The sequence below is a fragment of the Pseudolactococcus reticulitermitis genome, assembly GCF_002260845.1.
Lineage (GTDB): Bacteria > Bacillota > Bacilli > Lactobacillales > Streptococcaceae > Pseudolactococcus > Pseudolactococcus reticulitermitis.
This window is the reverse complement of the sequence record NZ_BEDT01000004.1, coordinates 32,796-49,164: the sequence shown is the minus strand read 5'-3', so window position 1 is coordinate 49,164 and position 16,369 is coordinate 32,796. Positions and strand designations below refer to the sequence as shown.

Sequence of the window (16,369 nt, the reverse complement as noted above, 5' to 3'; positions counted from 1 at the left end):
CTTTTTACATATTCGAAAACCTTATAATCAAAGGATTATCTACCAATTTTAAATAAACTTTAGTGCGCATATATGCAACTTTTTAAAATTTAGTATTTTTGAAGTTAAAATTAATTTATAAACTTATGGAGGTTACAAAATGAAAATCAAAACATTCAATCGTATATTTGGTAATCTATTCCTATTATGGATTTTACTACTTCTCATCTAAAGCAACTAGACGACTACGATAATAATCTGCCATATATTTAACACCAACTATTTCTGTCGCATTGAGGTAATCTTCTATCTTTTTGCGATTTTTTGATGTCTTTTCAAGCAAATAATCATGAAAATAAGTCACAATAGTAAATACCATCAAAATAGTCGGTTCTTTATTTACAATAAAATTTTGAAGACTCGTTCTGAAAATATTAGCATTACTCATATTTTGACGATCCAAAACCGTTAACTCATAAATATTAAGTAATGTTGCTAAAAACAGTTTCTGATTATTCCCTTTATTAAAATGACAAGCTCTATCCGTTACCAATTGCCAAAACCAACAAATATCTCCCTCATCCAAAATCAAACAAGTATAATACAATAACTTTAACTCAAATTCTGACCAATAGTCAATTGCACTAAGATAATCTCCAACTAACAAATATTCTTCTTTTGTGATATAACGCTTACCTGTTATGTCTTGTAAAACACTTTTTATCATAATGTTTGATAATTTTTCAAATTTACTATCTGGATATTTAGTAATCAACTCTTCTGATTTTTCAATACCTTCTTTTAATGATAACTGGATATTATCAAGCGTATAGTAAAGTTTTTGCATCCTATCAAGTTTATAGTCGTTAAAAGCATTGAAAAATTCATTTGGTGTCATAGATATTTGTGTAATGGCATAATAAAGTTTTTCAGCCGTCAAGATTGTATCCCCATTTTCAAATCGAGATAACTGAGATTTAGAGATGTAGTTACCACCAGCATCTTTTTGTGTATAACCCCGAGTATGCCTTATCTCTTTAAAAAACATACCTACATCGAATTTAGTTTCATCGTTAAAAGATTTTTTCGTCACATTTTACTCCCAGCCATAAATTTGTATAATATCATATTTATTGTAACATGTTATTCTAAAAAACTTGAGACATATATTTTTTAGGAATAATAAAAAAACTTACGATTATTTTAAATTTTCACTAACTCTCAACCTAAACTCTGTCGCAAACTTAACAAAGTCATTTAAACCAGCTTGCTCATCTGGCATATGGTCATCCCAGTTATCAACCATATAATAATAAACCAAACTCGCATCAAATCGAGATTTTCTAAAATTTGAACAAATCTTCGAATACATATCAATCTTTTTAATTAAAAAAACCACTTATCTCTAATCACTTCTAAATTCTTTTATGTTTATAAAACAGATGTGTTGTAGCCCTCGTACTGTGCAACACTATAAATTAATTGAGCTATTTTTTGATTATTCATCATATAAAAGTTATAAGAAAAATACCTGTATCAACGATACAAAGCCTATATTAAACGCCCCTGCAAGTATTAATGTATTTTTATATTACTTGATTATAGTACAGTCAGTTATTTTTTAGCTCTTCATTTATTTCATCAAGTGATGTAAATATAAAATCAAACGCTGCTTCATAGTACTCTCTTTTTTCTACTTTTTTTGCTGCTTGCATCAAAGTACCAAAGATATTATTTAACTTTCTAATGACTATATCTTCATCCTTTGATGTTTTTATAGCTTGAATTTCTTCAAAAAATTCTCTCTTTACTACTTCATTATCAGAATCAATTCTACTATTTTCAGTTTTAAAATTAGTCTGCCCCATTAAGTAACTTGGTGTAACATCTAGATTTTTGGATAGTTTTAATATAGCAAAAAAACCCGGAAATTTTTCGCCAGTCTCCCACTGTTTATAGAGTTCTGGTTTAATCTTAGTACTTTTAGTCAGTTCGTCTATACTCAATCCCTTTTCTTTACGAAGTTCTATCAATCGCAATGAATAAATCGGTAATCTTTTTTCATCAGTAAATCCAAGGAGGTAATCAGAAGTTGTTTTTAGTTCACTTGCTAATTCCCCTACTTTATCATATTTAGGTTCTCTTTTACCGTTTTCCCAGTTGGTATAAACGCCTTGTTGCGTGCCCACCCTTTCGGCTAATTCTTTTTGAGTTAGCCCTTTTTCTTTTCTCAATTCTTTTAAACGCTCAGCAAAAGTTGCCATGTTGTCTCCTTTAAAAATCGAACAAAAAACAAAATACATCAAAAAGAAGTTTTTAGTTGACAAACTTCAAAAAGACGTTTATAATGAAATTACTTCAAAAAGTAGTTTACTTATATTTGAAGTAATTTCATTATAACACAAAATATCCGATAACGTTTCGGATGACTTACTCAATCTCGCCGAGCCATAAACTCACGCTAACTGTGCTATTGATATAGAGTTCTCGGGAAAACGCAAAGACTGTGAAAACAGTTTCAAAGCGTATAATAACCGTTTGAAAGTAAGGAAAGTCTCGACATGAGCCAGAAATTAAGTTTCTGATAAAAATAAACCAAAATAAAGGTCATGCTATCGACTACAAACAAGTTTCAGAAAAAGTTGATAAAAGCGTCTCAACTATCAAAAAGTGGCGCTCGAAAATTACAGAGCTTGCGGGTTATGAATTTTCGTTCAGTAAAATTCCTATCGGCTACGGTCGAGGACGGGGCTATAATTGGGCGCCAGATTTTACGAAAGAGGAACTTGAAAAGTTTGTTCAGACATCAAGATTGGTTGCTGATAAAGGACTTGACAAGGCGATTAAAGCGGTCTGGGGCGACCTTAACGCTCAGTTGGAAGAAGAAAGAGAAGATTCTATACTTGCTCTAAGAGCTGTGATAGGTCGCTCAAATCGTTCTCTGATTGCTTTAAAGAAAGAGCTTGATAGTTTATCTGCTGATAATGTCAAACTCCGTCAACGGGTTTATACACTTGAAAGCAAGTTATCTGGTTTGATTGATAAGTTATCAGAGAACAAGAAAATCAAAAAACTTATCGAGTAAGTGAGCAATTTTTGAGTACGGCTGAGATAGATTTTTGCGGTCGGCGCACAAAGCGCTTAGACCCCAAAAATCGTCATCGACGGACGGACGAAGTGAAAAGTGTTCACTTACTCAAATAAGAAATGATGACTGGATTTCATTTGGCACATGCCTGTAACACCATGTGCTATTAGGAATTAAAACAACCACTAAACCCTTGCTACTTATGGGCTGGTTGCTATTTCTAAAAAGGTTTTTTGAAACGACACTTAGACAATGAAAGGAGGTGAGAAATGGTTATAAAGGATATTGATAAACAAAACAAATTGACAGCGGGTCTGGATTGGGTTCAATTTCAAATTGATATGAAAATCGAAAACATTATCAATGATGTTTTAGGACTTGAACCTGAATTATTCATCGAAAAATCAGGTAACCTGAGATACTATGATTATGAAAAATATTGGGTTTATGGAGAAATTAAACTCTACTTTACCGAAAAATCGGATACACCCTGTATGGTTCAATTTTCTGGTTCAGGTTGGTCGTTCTACAAGGATAATTATTTAGACCTTTGGGAAATCACTGAATTTAGCTATATCAAATTTTTAGATTCTAGTTTTGGACAACTCATTGACCCTAAACGGCTTGATATGAGACTTGATGATTTTAATGATAAACCCTATTACACCCCTAAAACCTTGTTAAGCTATTGTCAAAAAAGACGACTACTCTATGGTAGAAGTACTTTCTACAAGCCCTTTGGGGATGACTACACGGGAAGAACGTTATACCTTGGCGCTGATGACAGCACTAAAAAAACTCGAATTTATGACAAGTTAGTTGAACAAGCTAAAAAATTGGGTATCCGTCCAAAAGATTTAGCCGAAGATATGGCAGTCAAGTCTTGGATACGAACAGAAACAGAGTTTCGGCAAGATGATGTTAAAGCCGTTTGGCTAGAGATTATCAAGACCGAACAAAATGAACTTGATTTTTATAAAGGGTACTTAAAGGGTAAAATCAAGTTTTTGGATAAACAAGGAAAGTTTTACAGCCCAGAATTTTGGAGACATCTCATGTCAAAAACAAAGGCTTGGTCTTACAAGATTTCTAAAAAACAAACCCCTATCTTAGATAAAATCAACTGGTTCATCCAAAAAGGAGCATTACCAATCTTGAAAATGTATCAATTCCTTTATGACAATGAGATCACGACTGCCCCTCTCGACCAATATCCAATAGATTGGTTGATTGAGGAATCAAGATATTCAAAGAGCCTAGCTACTGAGATTATCAAGTATCTAGCAGAGCTGAACGATTTATCAAAGGATAAAAAAATGGACTTGATTAAACAAGTCCAACACCAAACAAAAGACACAAACAGTCAGTTTGATTAGTCTTTCGGACAAGTAAGAACGGCAATTCCTACTTGAATAATCGCTAAATTAGCGATTCACTAGATATATTATACCACGGAAAGTGGTTAGAAAGCATTACATTATGGGAAAAAGAGATTTAACTATTAACGCAAAAGATTTTAACTTAGATAATATCGGTACAACCTTTGAACTACTTGATTTGTACCCTGTATTTAATCAAGTTGACAACCTAGATGAAAATGGCAACCAACAATTTTATAAAAATGGGAATGTCATGACAAAAGAAACGGATGAAATCACTGGTTATATGTACGCTGTAAAAGTCTTAGACGGCAAATTCAAGCGTAAAACACAAACAGTCAAAATCAATGGCATTAACCCACTCATGACAATTGAAAAATTCTATGATTCAGATGATGTCAAAATCAAATTTGATAATCTGAGAAACTCATATATTGGTCAAAATGGGGCTTTGTCTTATCTGGCAGATTCAGTCTCACTGGTAGTAGATAACAAGGTCAAAAAATCTGATGAGAAAGCAGGTAAATAAGTATGAATACAATCACACGACAAGACCTAGTCTCACTAGGCTATCAAAGCGAAACCGCAAGAAAAATCATTGCACAAGCAAAATCAATCTTAATCAGTCGTGGTTATCTATTCTATGATAATAAGCGATTGGGGCGAGTACCTGTCAATGTAGTTGAAGAAATTCTAGGTGTTCAATTAGAAGTAGGTGCTTAATATGGTATCAATCAATTACACCAAATACAAAGGAAAGCAAGGCTTAACCTATGGCTTTCAAATAAAAGATAATCAAGGTGTCCGTCTTTTGTCAAAATCAGGTTTTAAAACCAAAAAAATCGCCAAAGCAACAGGCGAAAAAATAAGATTAGAACTTGACAGTGGTAGTAAACTCAATCTTTCAAGTACAGTTCATGATATTTGGCAAGTGTGGTATGACCTTGAAATCAAGCCCTCTAACTTATCCGAACGGACAAAATACAAGTATAGAAGTCATGGCAGAGTAATTGCCAAACTATTTGACGGACAAAAAGTATCAAAAATAAAACCTAGTGAATATCAAAAGATAATGAATGACTACGGGAAAGATGTCGGAAAAGATAGTTTAAAAAGGCTTGATAATGAGATTAAAAAAGTCGTTGCTTTTGCTATTCGTGACAAATTATATATAGATGATTTTACTGCGGGTTATAAACGTAATGCAGGTAAACAACCTAAAAAAGCAGAAGATAAATATATCGAAAGCATTGAAGATTATAAAAAAATACTTGATTATTTAGCTAATCATCTTGACTATAAAATCAGTGTGATACCCTACTTTTACTACCTTATGTTTAAGACTGGACTGCGACTTTCAGAAACGCTTGCGGTTAATTGGGAAGATATAAATTTTGACAAAATGGTACTTTACACTTATCGTAGATACTCTCTAGCGGATAAAAAGTATGTGCCACCTAAAACACCTGAATCTATCCGATATGTGCAGTTAGATGACGAAACAATAAAAGCCTTTAGAACCCTTAAAAAGAGCCGTATAGCTCTTAATGGAGATGTAGAGGACAAAGAAATGGTATTTTTAGAACCCGACAACCAGATTTTATCACATTATAAAATCAATCGGGCAATTCAAAAATATCTATCTGACTTAAACATTACACCAATTATCACACCTTATGGGACACGTCATACCTATATCAGTGTTTTACTCGCCCAAGGCGTAGACATTGAAGTTATTGTTAAACAAGTAGGACATAAAAACAGTACTCAAATCAGAGAAACTTATGGTCATATACTTAGGGAGACATTGGACGCTGGCAATGATAAAATCAAGAAAATTATGGGTAGTTTTGGCAAAAATTTGGCAAAAATATAAAAGAAAAGGCTCTACACCAACGTGCAGAGCCTTTTTTTAATGCCCCCTGCAGGGCTTGAACCTGCGACCCATGGATTAAGAGTCCACTGCTCTACCAACTGAGCTAAGAAGGCAATTTATTAAGAGAAAAAACATTTCTCACCAGTTCATTATACCCCAAATAGACCTGAAAATGCAAGAATAAACTCATACAAGTCAAACACAGTTTTTGAAGAATTTTTACCAAAAATTCAAAGCAGATTTCACGCCTAATAATAGAAAAGGTTTTGCGATTTTTTGGGCGTGAGGTCGAGGCAGCTAAAGCGAAGCACCCTTGAGGTTGTGAGCTGAGAGCTAACGAAGACATCGCGCCCAAAAAACGCAAAAAAACACTGATTGAATGCCGTTACTCACTCAAGTATTGAACCCGCTGTTAATGTTAAACAGGTGGGCGTCTCGCTCCTACTGAAGCAGCTTCCATCTAAAATGGCTTGCACGCTGTAAGATGTCTCAAAGACTCCCGAGGTAATACGATTTAGTCGGTCAAAAATGTGAGCAAGTTCGCACATTCCAGTGCTTTTCTTTATAGTTATATCATAGCATGCTTCTATTTTTTTTGCAAATCATATCTCAGAAATCGCTTTCTTTTTTTGTAAATCATTTTTTCACAGCAAAAAAACCAGAAAGCCGATCTTCAGATTTCTGGTTTCATAGCCTTTATTGATTTAAAATCGCAAGCGTTTCTGCCAAGTCAGCGACATTGACCTCAAGTGTATCGCCTGTTGCCCGAATCTTAACTTCAACGATGCGGTCAGCGGCTTTTTTCCCAACTGTCACGCGCACTGGCAGACCAATCAAGTCGCTATCCGCAAACTTAACGCCAACACGCTCTGCGCGGTCATCTTCAAGGACTTGCAAACCTGATTTTGTTAAAGTCTCAACGATTTCAGCTGACAAAGCGACAGCTGTTTCATCTTTAACATTGACCGGAATCACATGCACATCATATGGCGCCAAGCCTTTAGGGAAGTTCATTGACCAAGAGAATTTGTAGTCACCTTTAAATGTTTTCTCAACACTAATCCGCGCAAATTGCTCCAAAATCGCTGATAACATCCGGCTCACACCGATACCATAACTACCCATGATAATCGGCTTCGCTTTACCATTTTCATCCAGAACGTTAGCGCCCATACTCTCAGAATAGCGCGTACCAAGCTTAAAGATATGACCGATTTCAATTCCACGCGCAAATTTCAGATGACCGCCACCGTCTGGCGCAGGTTCGCCTTCTTTGGCAGTCCGCAAATCAACAAATTCCACCACCTTAAAATCACGGTCTAGGTTAGCATTTTGATAATGGTAACCGTCTTCATTGGCACCGACAGTAGCGTTGACAATGGTCTCAACCACACGGTCAGCGATGATTTTAACGTTTTCTGGTAAGCCAACAGGGCCTAATGACCCAAATGTTGCGCCAAATACTTTCATTGTTTCTTCTTCTGTCGCAGGTTCGACAAAATCAGCACCTAAGTGGTTGGTTAATTTAACTTCATTTAACTCATCATCCCCACGGAGCAAGACAACCACGATTTCGCCATCTGCGTTGTAGACAAGCGTTTTAATCGTTTGTTCAGTTGGCACATCAAGAAAGGCTGAGACTTCTTCGATTGTTTTCACATCTGGTGTGGCAACTTTTGTCAATTCAAGCTGCTCGGTATAAGCCGTTGGTTTGACAAATTCAGTCGATGCCATTTCCAAGTTTGCCGCATAATCTGAGCCGTCAGAATAAGCAATCGTATCTTCCCCTGCAATCAACCAGTTAGAAAGTTCTTGCTTGATGTCTTTGATCACAAAGTCTGGGATTTCTGAAATATCAGCAATGGATTGATCTAAAATCAACCATTGCGCCAAATCCGTACGGTCAGGTGTAATCGCCATAAACTCTTGCGAATCTTTACCGCCCATGGCGCCACCGTCACCGATGATGCCTTTAAAATCAAGACCGGCGCGTGTGAAGATTTTTTCATAGGCTTGTTTATAGTCTTGATACGTCTCATCTAGCGAGTCGTAGTTGGCATGGAAGCTGTAACCATCTTTCATGATGAACTCACGACCCCGAAGCAGACCGTAACGCGGCCGTTTTTCATCGCGATATTTCGGCTGAATTTGGTAGATGTTCAATGGGAGTTTTTTATAAGACGTGATGTCGTTTCTGATAAGTGCTGTCATCGTTTCCTCATGCGTTGGGCCGAGGATAAAGTCTGAAGCATCGCGATTTTTAAGCTTGTAGAGGTCAGCACCGTAAGTCTCGTAACGACCACTTTCTTGCCACAAGTCTGCGGTTAAAAGGGCGGGTGCTAATAATTCCACCGCACCAATAGCCTCAAACTCTTCGCGCATGATGTTCTTGAATTTTTCAAGCACGCGGTTAGCCAATGGCAGATAAGCGTAGATACCTGCTGAGACTTGTCGGACGTAACCTGCACGGACGAGAAGGGCGTGGCTGATGACTTGCGCATCAGACGGCATTTCGCGTAAAGTCGGAATAAGCATTTTAGATTGTTTCATGTATGTGATAGTTGGACGACCCTATCAAGCCCTGCGCTTGGAAATCGTCCTTTCCTTTCATGTAATGGTTTCATTATATCAAAAAAAGCGCTGAAAATCAGCACTTTTAAGTTAAGTTAGAGTTGATAAGCGTAGCAAACGTAAGAATCACCGAAACATTCGCCAAATATCATTCCAAGTCACCGCAATCATCAAGACAACCATAATCCCCACACCGACAAGGGTGATGATACTTTCATGCTCTTGCTTCATCGGTTTACGACGAATGGCTTCAATGATATTCATGACAATCTTACCGCCATCCAAGGCAGGAATTGGAATTAAATTGAAAATTCCTAAGTTAATCGATAGAAGCGCCATGAAACTGATCACCGTCGTGATCCCTTCACGCGCCGCTTCACCTGATTTCTCATACATAGCCACTGGTCCGCCCAATTTATTAATATCAGGATGTAAAATCAAGTCTTTTAAAGCATTGACAATGGCAAAAGCAGATGTTCCCGCATTTTTCAGACCTCCTGTTATTTTGTCCACAAAACCTGTTTTAATCATCGGACCAATCCCGATAACATATCTTTCTTCCTCTTTTTTAGGTGTAATCGTCAATGTTTTGCGATCTGTCTTAACTTGAATCGCCTTACCATCTGAGTTACCGATTTGCTGCGACAACGCCGACCAATCAGAAATTGGTACACCATTAATCGAAAGAACCTTATCACCCGTCCGTAACCCCGCCTGATAAGCTGGATAAGTGTGATCAGACACCGTGATTTGATTGGTCTTTAAATCTTGCACCCCCCCTTGCATAAAGGCAACCAAAACAAAGGCCACCGCGCCCAAAATAAAGTTATTCAGCGGTCCCGCGAAGTTCGTCATCATCCGACCCGGCAAACTCGCGCTCTGATACTGGACATCCAAAGGCGCAATGCGCAGCTCCGTGCCGTCTTCCTCGACAACCGTCGCATCATGATCCACCGCATAGGTCACGACTTCACCATTGACCTCACCGGTAATGGTCAAAGCTTTTTCGAAATCGTAAGCTGTGACGAGCATCGGTAGCGCTTGACCAAACTGCACTTTGTCGCTGAGATTGATACGTGTCACCGTCTGGCTTTGGGCATCCAGTGTCAAAGTCACAGGGGCGCCGGTCTTGATTTCAGTTTCATCTTCACCCCAGCCAGCCATGCGAACATAGCCCCCCAGAGGTAAAATTCGAATCGTATAGAGCGTGCCATCTTTCGCTTGGTGGGCATAAATTTTCGGACCCATCCCAATCGAAAATTCCCGCACTAAAATCCCTGATTTTTTAGCAAAAAACAGGTGACCATACTCATGGACACAAACGATGATACCGAAAATGATGATAAATGTGACTAAACTTTGCACCATATGTTGTTATTTCCCCTTTTCGTGAAATGAAATCTTGAAATCAGATTAGATTATTTGCGAACTTCAGTCAGCGCAATCTTTTTTTCTTGAGTCAAATCTTCTACCCACTGTGACACTTTTTGACGTGTTCTTTCATCAGACGCTAAAATTTGATGTAGCGTTTGACCGTCAAATTCCATATGTTCAAAAACAGCGCGCGTGATTAATTGTTCAATCTCTAAGAAAGTAATTTTGCCATCTTGAAAGGCTTGATTGGCAATTTCATTTGCTGCATTGTAGACCGCTGGATAGCCGCCGCCTAATTTCCCTACCCGATATGCCAAATCTAACATCGGAAAACGAACCAGATCCATCTTTTCAAAATGAAGGGCACCAATTTCAGTCAAATCAAACGGCGTTTCATGGTGCATGGTCAAATGTCTCGGATAAGATAAAGCATACTGGATAGGTTCACGCATATCCGTTGCCCCGAGTTGTGCCAAAACAGCACCATCTTTTAGCGTCACCATCGAATGCACGACAGATTCCCGATGCAACACGACATGAATATCATCATAAGGAATGCCAAATAAATGATGTGCCTCAATCACTTCCAGACCTTTATTGACCATGGTCGCAGAATCTAGCGTAATCTTCGCTCCCATCGTCCAATTGGGGTGAGCTAAAGCGTCTTCAAGGGTCACATCGACCAATTCTTCATGCGTTTTATCACGGAATGACCCGCCTGATGCCGTAATCGTCAAACTGCGAACATCACTTTTGGCGACGCCTTGGAGGACTTGAAAAATCGCCGCATGCTCGCTGTCAACCGGCAAAATTTTGCTGCCTGTTCTTGCCGCTTCTGCCATAATCGTATAACCTGCCACGACTAAAGTTTCCTTGTTGGCTAAGGCGATGTCTCGACCAAGCTGCACCGCTTCAATCGTTGGTGGTAAGCCGACAGAACCGACGATTGCGTTTAGCAAAATGTCATAGCCTTCTGTTCTAGCTAATGTGATTAAGCCTTCATTGCCGACATGAAGCTCAACATCTGGAAACGCTTTGGCAAGTGTCACTTGTGATGATTCTTGCGCTGCAACGACGATTTTAGGAGAAAAAGCTTGAATAATCTCACGCGCTTTCTCGATATTTTTGCCGAAAGCAAAACCGACCAATTCAAACTGCTCCGGGTGCGCTGCAATCACATCTAAAGCCTGAACGCCGACACTTCCCGTCGCCCCTAGTAAAATAATTTTTTTCTTTGTCATATCCTGAACTACCTCCTTCGTTTAATTTATTAAAATTTCTCCTTTGCTTGCGCCAATGGCATCAGCACACGAGCAAGGAGTTTTATCATCAGTTAAATCAGGTTAAAATAACCCAAGTAAATGCATCACCGGAAAAACGAAAATCAGACTATCAAAACGATCTAGGATACCACCATGGCCTGGTAAAATTTTACCCGAATCTTTCACGCCAAAATGACGTTTCAGACTAGACTCTACCAAATCACCAAGTTGCCCCACGACAGAGAAAACAGCCACTAAAATAATTAAATGTATCATACCAATATTTGGCGCTTGTTTGGGATAAAGGAAGACCATTAGAACGGCAACAACAATAGCTGAAATAACACCGCCCAATGCCCCCTCGACGGTTTTATTCGGCGACACACTCGGAATTAACTTTGTCTTACCCAATTTTCGACCGACAAAATAAGCACCTGAATCCGTTGCCCAAACAATAAAGAGGGCTAAAAACAGGATAAATAAACTATTTTCACGCGCCGCTAATAAATTTTGAAACCCAATCCCGATATAAAAAGCTGACAAGAAAGGAAAGCCTAAATCTTCAAAAGAATACTTGCCCTTGGTAAAGACCATGACCCCCATCATGATCAATAAAAATAAAGTAAACAGGGTAAAATTGCTATCTGTGCCAAGTTTTGGAAAATATTGCGTTGTGGGTAAAGACAAAGAAAGGGCAGCAAGTGTTGCTAAAATCCCTTCGAAAGATAAGATTTCTAACTTGCGCATTTTGAACAGTTCAGCCATGGCAATCATAACGAGTAAGGCTACCAAAATATGAAAAGGTGTCCCGCCAAGAATCGCTAGACCTAAAAAGACTGCCCCTGCGACAACACCTGTGATAATTCTTTGCGTCATTTTTTGATACCTCCATATCTGCGATCCCGTTGTGAAAAGACGTCAAATGCTAAATCTAACGCAGCCTCATCAAAATCTGGCCATAATGTCTCTGTAAAATATAATTCGCTGTAAGCTGTTTGCCAGGGTAAAAAATTACTCAAACGATTTTCGCCTGATGTCCGAATGACAAAATCCGGATTGCGATAAGCTTCTGGTAAAATCGCTGTAGTGAGTTGTTGCTCAAAGCTTTTTTGTGTGATGTCATCTATTGACAAGGTCCCTGCTTTCACTTCTGTCGCTAAAGCTCTAACGGCATCTAAAATTTCAGCTTGACCACCATAATTCAAAGCGATGGTTAAAATCATCCCTGTATTTTGCGCCGTATCAACCATGGCACGATCAATTGATTTCAGCGTGGCTTTCGGGACACCTGCTCGTGTGCCAATCATGGCAATCCGAATGTTTTCACGATTCAGCGTTGGGACGAATTTTTCATAAAAATCAATCGGCAGGCTCATGATAAATTTAACCTCAGCAGCTGGTCTCGTCCAGTTTTCTGTTGAGAATGCGTAGACAGTCATCACTTTGACGCCGCGATTTTGCGCGTGAATGGCAATCGTCTGTAAAGCATCCATACCTGCCTTATGACCAAAAATACGTGCTTTGCCTTGACGTTGCGCCCAACGCCCATTCCCATCCATGATTACTGCCAGATGATTTGGAATTTTTTGCGTAACTGCTCTATCAGATGTTGCTGTCATCTTATCTATCTACCTCTAATTCATCGGTTCTAATGATTCACTCGCATAGGGCAAGAAGTTGAAGTCGTCTCATTTGGATGTAACTTGTAACACTTAAAATTCTTAAAATAATGGACTAATCCTTGTATTTCATCTTGCTTTCCATTAGGAGCTTCCTTTAATTTTACCATATTTTCAGTAAAAATTCTTAAAAAAAATAAGCCATGTGGCTTATTTGTTCTGTCTTATTCGAAAGGTGAATCTTGTTGATCAGCTGTTTCGTTCGCATCAACTGCCTCTGTTTTGGCATCAGCAATCACAGCATCAATCGCATCCGTAGCTTCATCAGTCGTTGCAATCGGTTTGATCGTTTTAACAGCTGCACGATCAAAAGTCAAAATAACCCCTTCAGCATCCAGTTCAATCGTTCCTTTTGTTTTATCAACGCTTGCCAAAATACCGTGCAAACCGCCAATTGTTACGATTTCAGAACCAGGTTGCATATTATCAAGTTGTTCTTGACGTTGCGAAGCTGCTTTCTTTTGGTTACGTTGCATAAACCACATCATTCCGCCAAACAGAATAATCAAAATTACAAAACTCATGTCTTTACCTCATTTATTTTTGATAGTTTCTATTATAGCAGATTATGAGCAATAAAAAAAGCAGGACACTTAGTATCAATTTTTAGACTTTATAGCAGATGTAGGCTTATCTTTGCTTATTATAAGTGAGACATGCTATAATAATCTAAACATCTTATGAATTATAGCAGTCAAAAAAGGAGAAATTAATGACCAGTTCAGAACTTAAACAAGCCGCAAAATTGGCGCTTAAAGACAATTTTATAACCAAAATGCTCTTATTTATTGTGCCACTCGCACTCTCTATTCTTACAAGCCGTTTCGATAATTCTTACACAGTCGTCTTACAACATCGTTTGAATGACTCAAATGTTGATTTTTCCAATGCCTTTTCAAATGTTGATTGGGGAATAGTCCTTGCCATCGCCATTCCAATTATTCTTGTTGGACTCATTATCAGCTTTTTAATCACTGTCATTGTGACTGCTTTTACAACAGCCAGCATGTTCAATTATATTGAAATTTTCCGTGGTGAGAAAGAAGACATTAATTTATCAAAAGACATTCTTCGCACTTTTAACGATAATTCTTTCTGGAAAATTGCTATCTTAACGCTTATCCAACAGCTCATTTTGTTCCTACTGATGTTCATCCCTATTATTGGTTGGGCAATTGCCATCAACCTTGGATTTGCTTGGTCACAAGCAACTTATGTCTTGTACGATAAACTTAAAAATAACCAATACCAAGGCATTTGGGATGTGCTTAATACCTCAAAAGAGATGATGAAAGGGTATAAGTTTAAATATTTTCTCTTTAATTTAACCTTTATCGGCTGGTATATTCTAGGCGCCTTCTTTTGGAGACTACCTCAAATCTGGACCATGCCTTACACGGAAATGTCGATGGTTGCTTTCTACGAAGCACGCATTCAAAATCGTTTATAAGCAAAAAAAAGCAGCCGAGGTTGCTTTTTTCTTAGGTTTTTACCGATAATCACAGGAAACAATATGGTCATTAACCAGACCAACAGACTGCATATAGGCATAACAAATGGTCGGCCCGACAAATGAAAAGCCTCTTTTCTTCATGTCTTGGCTCATCTTTTCAGAAATATCTGTTATCGCAGGAACTTCTGATAAATGGTGATAGACATGTTGTATCGGCTGACCCGAAACGTATTGCCAGAGATAGGTCGAAAAGCAGCCAAATTCTGTCTGAACCTGAATAAAAGCCTGAGCATTTTTGACGATGGCTTGCATTTTACGCTTGTTACGGATTAACCCTGTATCCTGTAACAAGTCATCTAACTTTTCTTGGTCATAAGCTTTTATTTTTTGCGGGTCAAAATTATCCAGTGCCTTGCGATAATTCTCACGCTTTGCCAAAATTGTAGACCAACTCAGCCCAGCTTGCAATCCCTCAAGCAGCAACATCTCAAAAAGCACCGCATCATCATACTTAGGTTTTCCCCATTCCTGATCATGATACGCAATTTCTAGCGGTAACTTCGCCCAACCACATCTCGTCATCTGATTTTCTCCATTTTCTCGTCTCTTTCCTTAAATTGTAGCATAATTTTTGTGTAAAAAAACACAAGCAAAATGGTTGCTTTCCCCCTTTAAAGATGTCTAAATGGTATTGATAGCTTTTTAGATCAAACACAAAGGGGAAGAAAATGACACAAGATTATCGTGTACTTTTATATTATCAATACGTACCAATCGAAAACGGTGAACAATTCGCCCAAGCACATCTAGCAGCCTGTAAAGCTTTAGGTATCAAGGGCAGAATTTTAGTCGCTGATGAAGGTATCAACGGCACTGTTTCGGGTACATTTGAACAAACTGAAGCCTATATCAAGATGATGCACGCAGATCCTCGATTTGCTGAAACCATTTTTAAAATTGATTTGTCTGAAGACCATGCCTTTAAAAAAATGCACGTCCGTTACCGCAAAGAATTGGTCAGTCTTAACTTAGAAGATGACATTGATCCGTTAGCTTTAACAGGCGCTTACCTCTCTCCAAAAGAATTTAAAGATGCCATGCTAGATGATAACACCGTTGTCATTGACGCGCGCAATGATTATGAATTCGATTTAGGTCATTTTAGAGGGGCGGTTCGCCCTGACATCCGTAGTTTTAGAGAATTACCCCAATGGATACGTGATCACAAAGAAGAGTTTATGGAAAAACGTGTCCTCACCTATTGTACCGGTGGCATTCGCTGTGAAAAATTCTCAGGCTGGTTAGTTCGAGAAGGCTTTAAAGATGTTGGTCAACTTCACGGCGGGATTGCAACTTATGGGAAAGATCCTGAAGTAAGAGGCGATTTGTGGGATGGTCAAATGTATGTTTTTGACAGCAGAATTGCTGTTCCGATTAACCATGTCGAACATGTCATCGTTGGTAAAGACTGGTTTGACGGCACGCCTTGTGAACGCTATATCAACTGTGGCAATCCTGAATGTAATCGTCAAATTCTCGCATCTGAAGCCAATGAAGCGACTTATCTCGGTGGTTGTCGTCATGAGTGTCGTATCCATCCACGCAATCGCTATATCGTTAGTCATCATTTATCTGAATCAGAAGTCGCAGAACGACTACACGCCATTCACGAAGTGGTTGCTTAAAGTCAAATAAAAAAACAGTCTCG

The 16,369-nt window shown here is 38.4% G+C and carries 17 protein-coding genes and 1 tRNA gene; 7 read left to right on the top strand and 11 right to left on the bottom strand.

Translation table 11 applies throughout. The features are described 5' to 3' along the window. Positions 1-196 precede the first annotated feature (196 nt). The 3 genes from RsY01_RS07840 to RsY01_RS07830 all read right to left on the bottom strand — a co-directional run bounded on the left by RsY01_RS07840 (position 197) and on the right by RsY01_RS07830 (position 2,243). Entirely contained in the window at positions 197-1,072 is an 876-nt protein-coding gene (locus RsY01_RS07840) for a helix-turn-helix domain-containing protein (protein ID WP_094785005.1), read from the bottom strand. Positions 1,073-1,177: 105 nt separating this feature from the next. After that, entirely contained in the window at positions 1,178-1,351 is a 174-nt protein-coding gene (locus RsY01_RS10925; RefSeq protein ID WP_157905801.1) for a hypothetical protein, read from the bottom strand. Between the two features lie 238 nt (positions 1,352-1,589). Continuing rightward, positions 1,590-2,243 carry a helix-turn-helix domain-containing protein gene (locus RsY01_RS07830; protein WP_094785003.1) on the bottom strand — a complete coding sequence of 218 codons (654 nt, stop codon included), beginning with the start codon at positions 2,241-2,243 and terminating at the stop codon, positions 1,590-1,592. 548 nt (positions 2,244-2,791) lie between these two features. Between RsY01_RS07830 and RsY01_RS07825 the strand changes: the two genes are divergently transcribed. The 5 genes from RsY01_RS07825 to RsY01_RS07805 all read left to right on the top strand — a co-directional run bounded on the left by RsY01_RS07825 (position 2,792) and on the right by RsY01_RS07805 (position 6,322). Further along, positions 2,792-3,064, top strand: coding sequence for a hypothetical protein (locus RsY01_RS07825; protein WP_094785002.1), 273 nt, complete (start codon positions 2,792-2,794; stop codon positions 3,062-3,064). Between the two features lie 272 nt (positions 3,065-3,336). After that, positions 3,337-4,443: a replication initiation factor domain-containing protein gene (locus RsY01_RS07820; protein WP_094785001.1), complete on the top strand. Its 1,107-nt coding sequence runs from the start codon at positions 3,337-3,339 to the stop codon at positions 4,441-4,443. A gap of 103 nt (positions 4,444-4,546) precedes the next feature. Further along, a complete protein-coding gene (locus RsY01_RS07815) occupies positions 4,547-4,975 on the top strand; it encodes a hypothetical protein (RefSeq protein ID WP_094785000.1) in 429 nt (142 codons plus the stop codon). 2 nt (positions 4,976-4,977) lie between these two features. Continuing rightward, complete coding sequence (locus RsY01_RS07810; protein WP_094784999.1) at positions 4,978-5,169, top strand: DUF3173 domain-containing protein; 192 nt, start codon at positions 4,978-4,980, stop codon at positions 5,167-5,169. Between the two features lies 1 nt (position 5,170). Next, the gene (locus tag RsY01_RS07805; protein WP_094784998.1) at positions 5,171-6,322 is read left to right on the top strand and encodes a tyrosine-type recombinase/integrase; all 1,152 of its coding nucleotides are present in this window, start codon (positions 5,171-5,173) and stop codon (positions 6,320-6,322) included. Between the two features lie 40 nt (positions 6,323-6,362). Here RsY01_RS07805 and RsY01_RS07800 read toward each other — a convergent pair. From RsY01_RS07800 to yajC, 7 genes are all read right to left on the bottom strand, one after another. Then, positions 6,363-6,435: transfer RNA gene (locus RsY01_RS07800), tRNA-Lys, on the bottom strand. A gap of 583 nt (positions 6,436-7,018) precedes the next feature. Next, positions 7,019-8,872, bottom strand: coding sequence for a proline--tRNA ligase (locus tag RsY01_RS07795; protein WP_094784997.1), 1,854 nt, complete (start codon positions 8,870-8,872; stop codon positions 7,019-7,021). A 147-nt stretch (positions 8,873-9,019) separates the two neighbouring features. Next, the gene (gene rseP, locus RsY01_RS07790) at positions 9,020-10,261 is read right to left on the bottom strand and encodes an RIP metalloprotease RseP (RefSeq protein WP_094784996.1); all 1,242 of its coding nucleotides are present in this window, start codon (positions 10,259-10,261) and stop codon (positions 9,020-9,022) included. A gap of 50 nt (positions 10,262-10,311) precedes the next feature. Then, the gene (locus RsY01_RS07785) at positions 10,312-11,508 is read right to left on the bottom strand and encodes a 1-deoxy-D-xylulose-5-phosphate reductoisomerase (RefSeq protein WP_094784995.1); all 1,197 of its coding nucleotides are present in this window, start codon (positions 11,506-11,508) and stop codon (positions 10,312-10,314) included. 102 nt (positions 11,509-11,610) lie between these two features. Continuing rightward, positions 11,611-12,405: a phosphatidate cytidylyltransferase gene (locus tag RsY01_RS07780; protein ID WP_094784994.1), complete on the bottom strand. Its 795-nt coding sequence runs from the start codon at positions 12,403-12,405 to the stop codon at positions 11,611-11,613. Then, the gene (uppS, locus tag RsY01_RS07775; protein ID WP_094784993.1) at positions 12,402-13,148 is read right to left on the bottom strand and encodes an undecaprenyl pyrophosphate synthase; all 747 of its coding nucleotides are present in this window, start codon (positions 13,146-13,148) and stop codon (positions 12,402-12,404) included. Before uppS ends, RsY01_RS07780 begins: the two co-directional genes overlap by 4 nt. Positions 13,149-13,372: 224 nt before the next feature. Beyond that, on the bottom strand, positions 13,373-13,732 hold the full coding sequence (gene yajC / locus RsY01_RS07770; RefSeq protein ID WP_094784992.1) for a preprotein translocase subunit YajC: 360 nt from the start codon (positions 13,730-13,732) through the stop codon (positions 13,373-13,375). Between the two features lie 188 nt (positions 13,733-13,920). On the opposite strand from yajC, the gene RsY01_RS07765 reads away from it, so the two are divergent. After that, positions 13,921-14,658: a DUF975 family protein gene (locus RsY01_RS07765; RefSeq protein ID WP_094784991.1), complete on the top strand. Its 738-nt coding sequence runs from the start codon at positions 13,921-13,923 to the stop codon at positions 14,656-14,658. Positions 14,659-14,697: 39 nt separating this feature from the next. On the opposite strand, the gene RsY01_RS07760 is transcribed toward RsY01_RS07765, so the two are convergent. Beyond that, on the bottom strand, positions 14,698-15,243 hold the full coding sequence (locus tag RsY01_RS07760; RefSeq protein WP_094784990.1) for a DNA-3-methyladenine glycosylase I: 546 nt from the start codon (positions 15,241-15,243) through the stop codon (positions 14,698-14,700). A 146-nt stretch (positions 15,244-15,389) separates the two neighbouring features. Between RsY01_RS07760 and trhO the strand changes: the two genes are divergently transcribed. Then, positions 15,390-16,346: an oxygen-dependent tRNA uridine(34) hydroxylase TrhO gene (trhO, locus tag RsY01_RS07755; protein WP_094784989.1), complete on the top strand. Its 957-nt coding sequence runs from the start codon at positions 15,390-15,392 to the stop codon at positions 16,344-16,346. Positions 16,347-16,369 lie beyond the last annotated feature (23 nt).

Bases quoted from the DNA above. Each gene is read 5' to 3' on its own strand.
- RsY01_RS10925 (WP_157905801.1), bottom strand. From the start codon at position 1,351: ATGTATTCGAAGATTTGTTCAAATTTTAGAAAATCTCGATTTGATGCG.
- RsY01_RS07830 (WP_094785003.1), bottom strand. From the start codon at position 2,243: ATGGCAACTTTTGCTGAGCGTTTAAAAGAATTGAGAAAAGAAAAAGGG.
- RsY01_RS07820 (WP_094785001.1), top strand. From the start codon at position 3,337: ATGGTTATAAAGGATATTGATAAACAAAACAAATTGACAGCGGGTCTG.
- RsY01_RS07815 (WP_094785000.1), top strand. From the start codon at position 4,547: ATGGGAAAAAGAGATTTAACTATTAACGCAAAAGATTTTAACTTAGAT.
- RsY01_RS07810 (WP_094784999.1), top strand. From the start codon at position 4,978: ATGAATACAATCACACGACAAGACCTAGTCTCACTAGGCTATCAAAGC.
- RsY01_RS07805 (WP_094784998.1), top strand. From the start codon at position 5,171: ATGGTATCAATCAATTACACCAAATACAAAGGAAAGCAAGGCTTAACC.
- RsY01_RS07795 (WP_094784997.1), bottom strand. From the start codon at position 8,872: ATGAAACAATCTAAAATGCTTATTCCGACTTTACGCGAAATGCCGTCT.
- rseP (WP_094784996.1), bottom strand. From the start codon at position 10,261: ATGGTGCAAAGTTTAGTCACATTTATCATCATTTTCGGTATCATCGTT.
- RsY01_RS07785 (WP_094784995.1), bottom strand. From the start codon at position 11,508: ATGACAAAGAAAAAAATTATTTTACTAGGGGCGACGGGAAGTGTCGGC.
- RsY01_RS07780 (WP_094784994.1), bottom strand. From the start codon at position 12,405: ATGACGCAAAGAATTATCACAGGTGTTGTCGCAGGGGCAGTCTTTTTA.
- uppS (WP_094784993.1), bottom strand. From the start codon at position 13,148: ATGACAGCAACATCTGATAGAGCAGTTACGCAAAAAATTCCAAATCAT.
- yajC (WP_094784992.1), bottom strand. From the start codon at position 13,732: ATGAGTTTTGTAATTTTGATTATTCTGTTTGGCGGAATGATGTGGTTT.
- RsY01_RS07765 (WP_094784991.1), top strand. From the start codon at position 13,921: ATGACCAGTTCAGAACTTAAACAAGCCGCAAAATTGGCGCTTAAAGAC.
- RsY01_RS07760 (WP_094784990.1), bottom strand. From the start codon at position 15,243: ATGACGAGATGTGGTTGGGCGAAGTTACCGCTAGAAATTGCGTATCAT.
- trhO (WP_094784989.1), top strand. From the start codon at position 15,390: ATGACACAAGATTATCGTGTACTTTTATATTATCAATACGTACCAATC.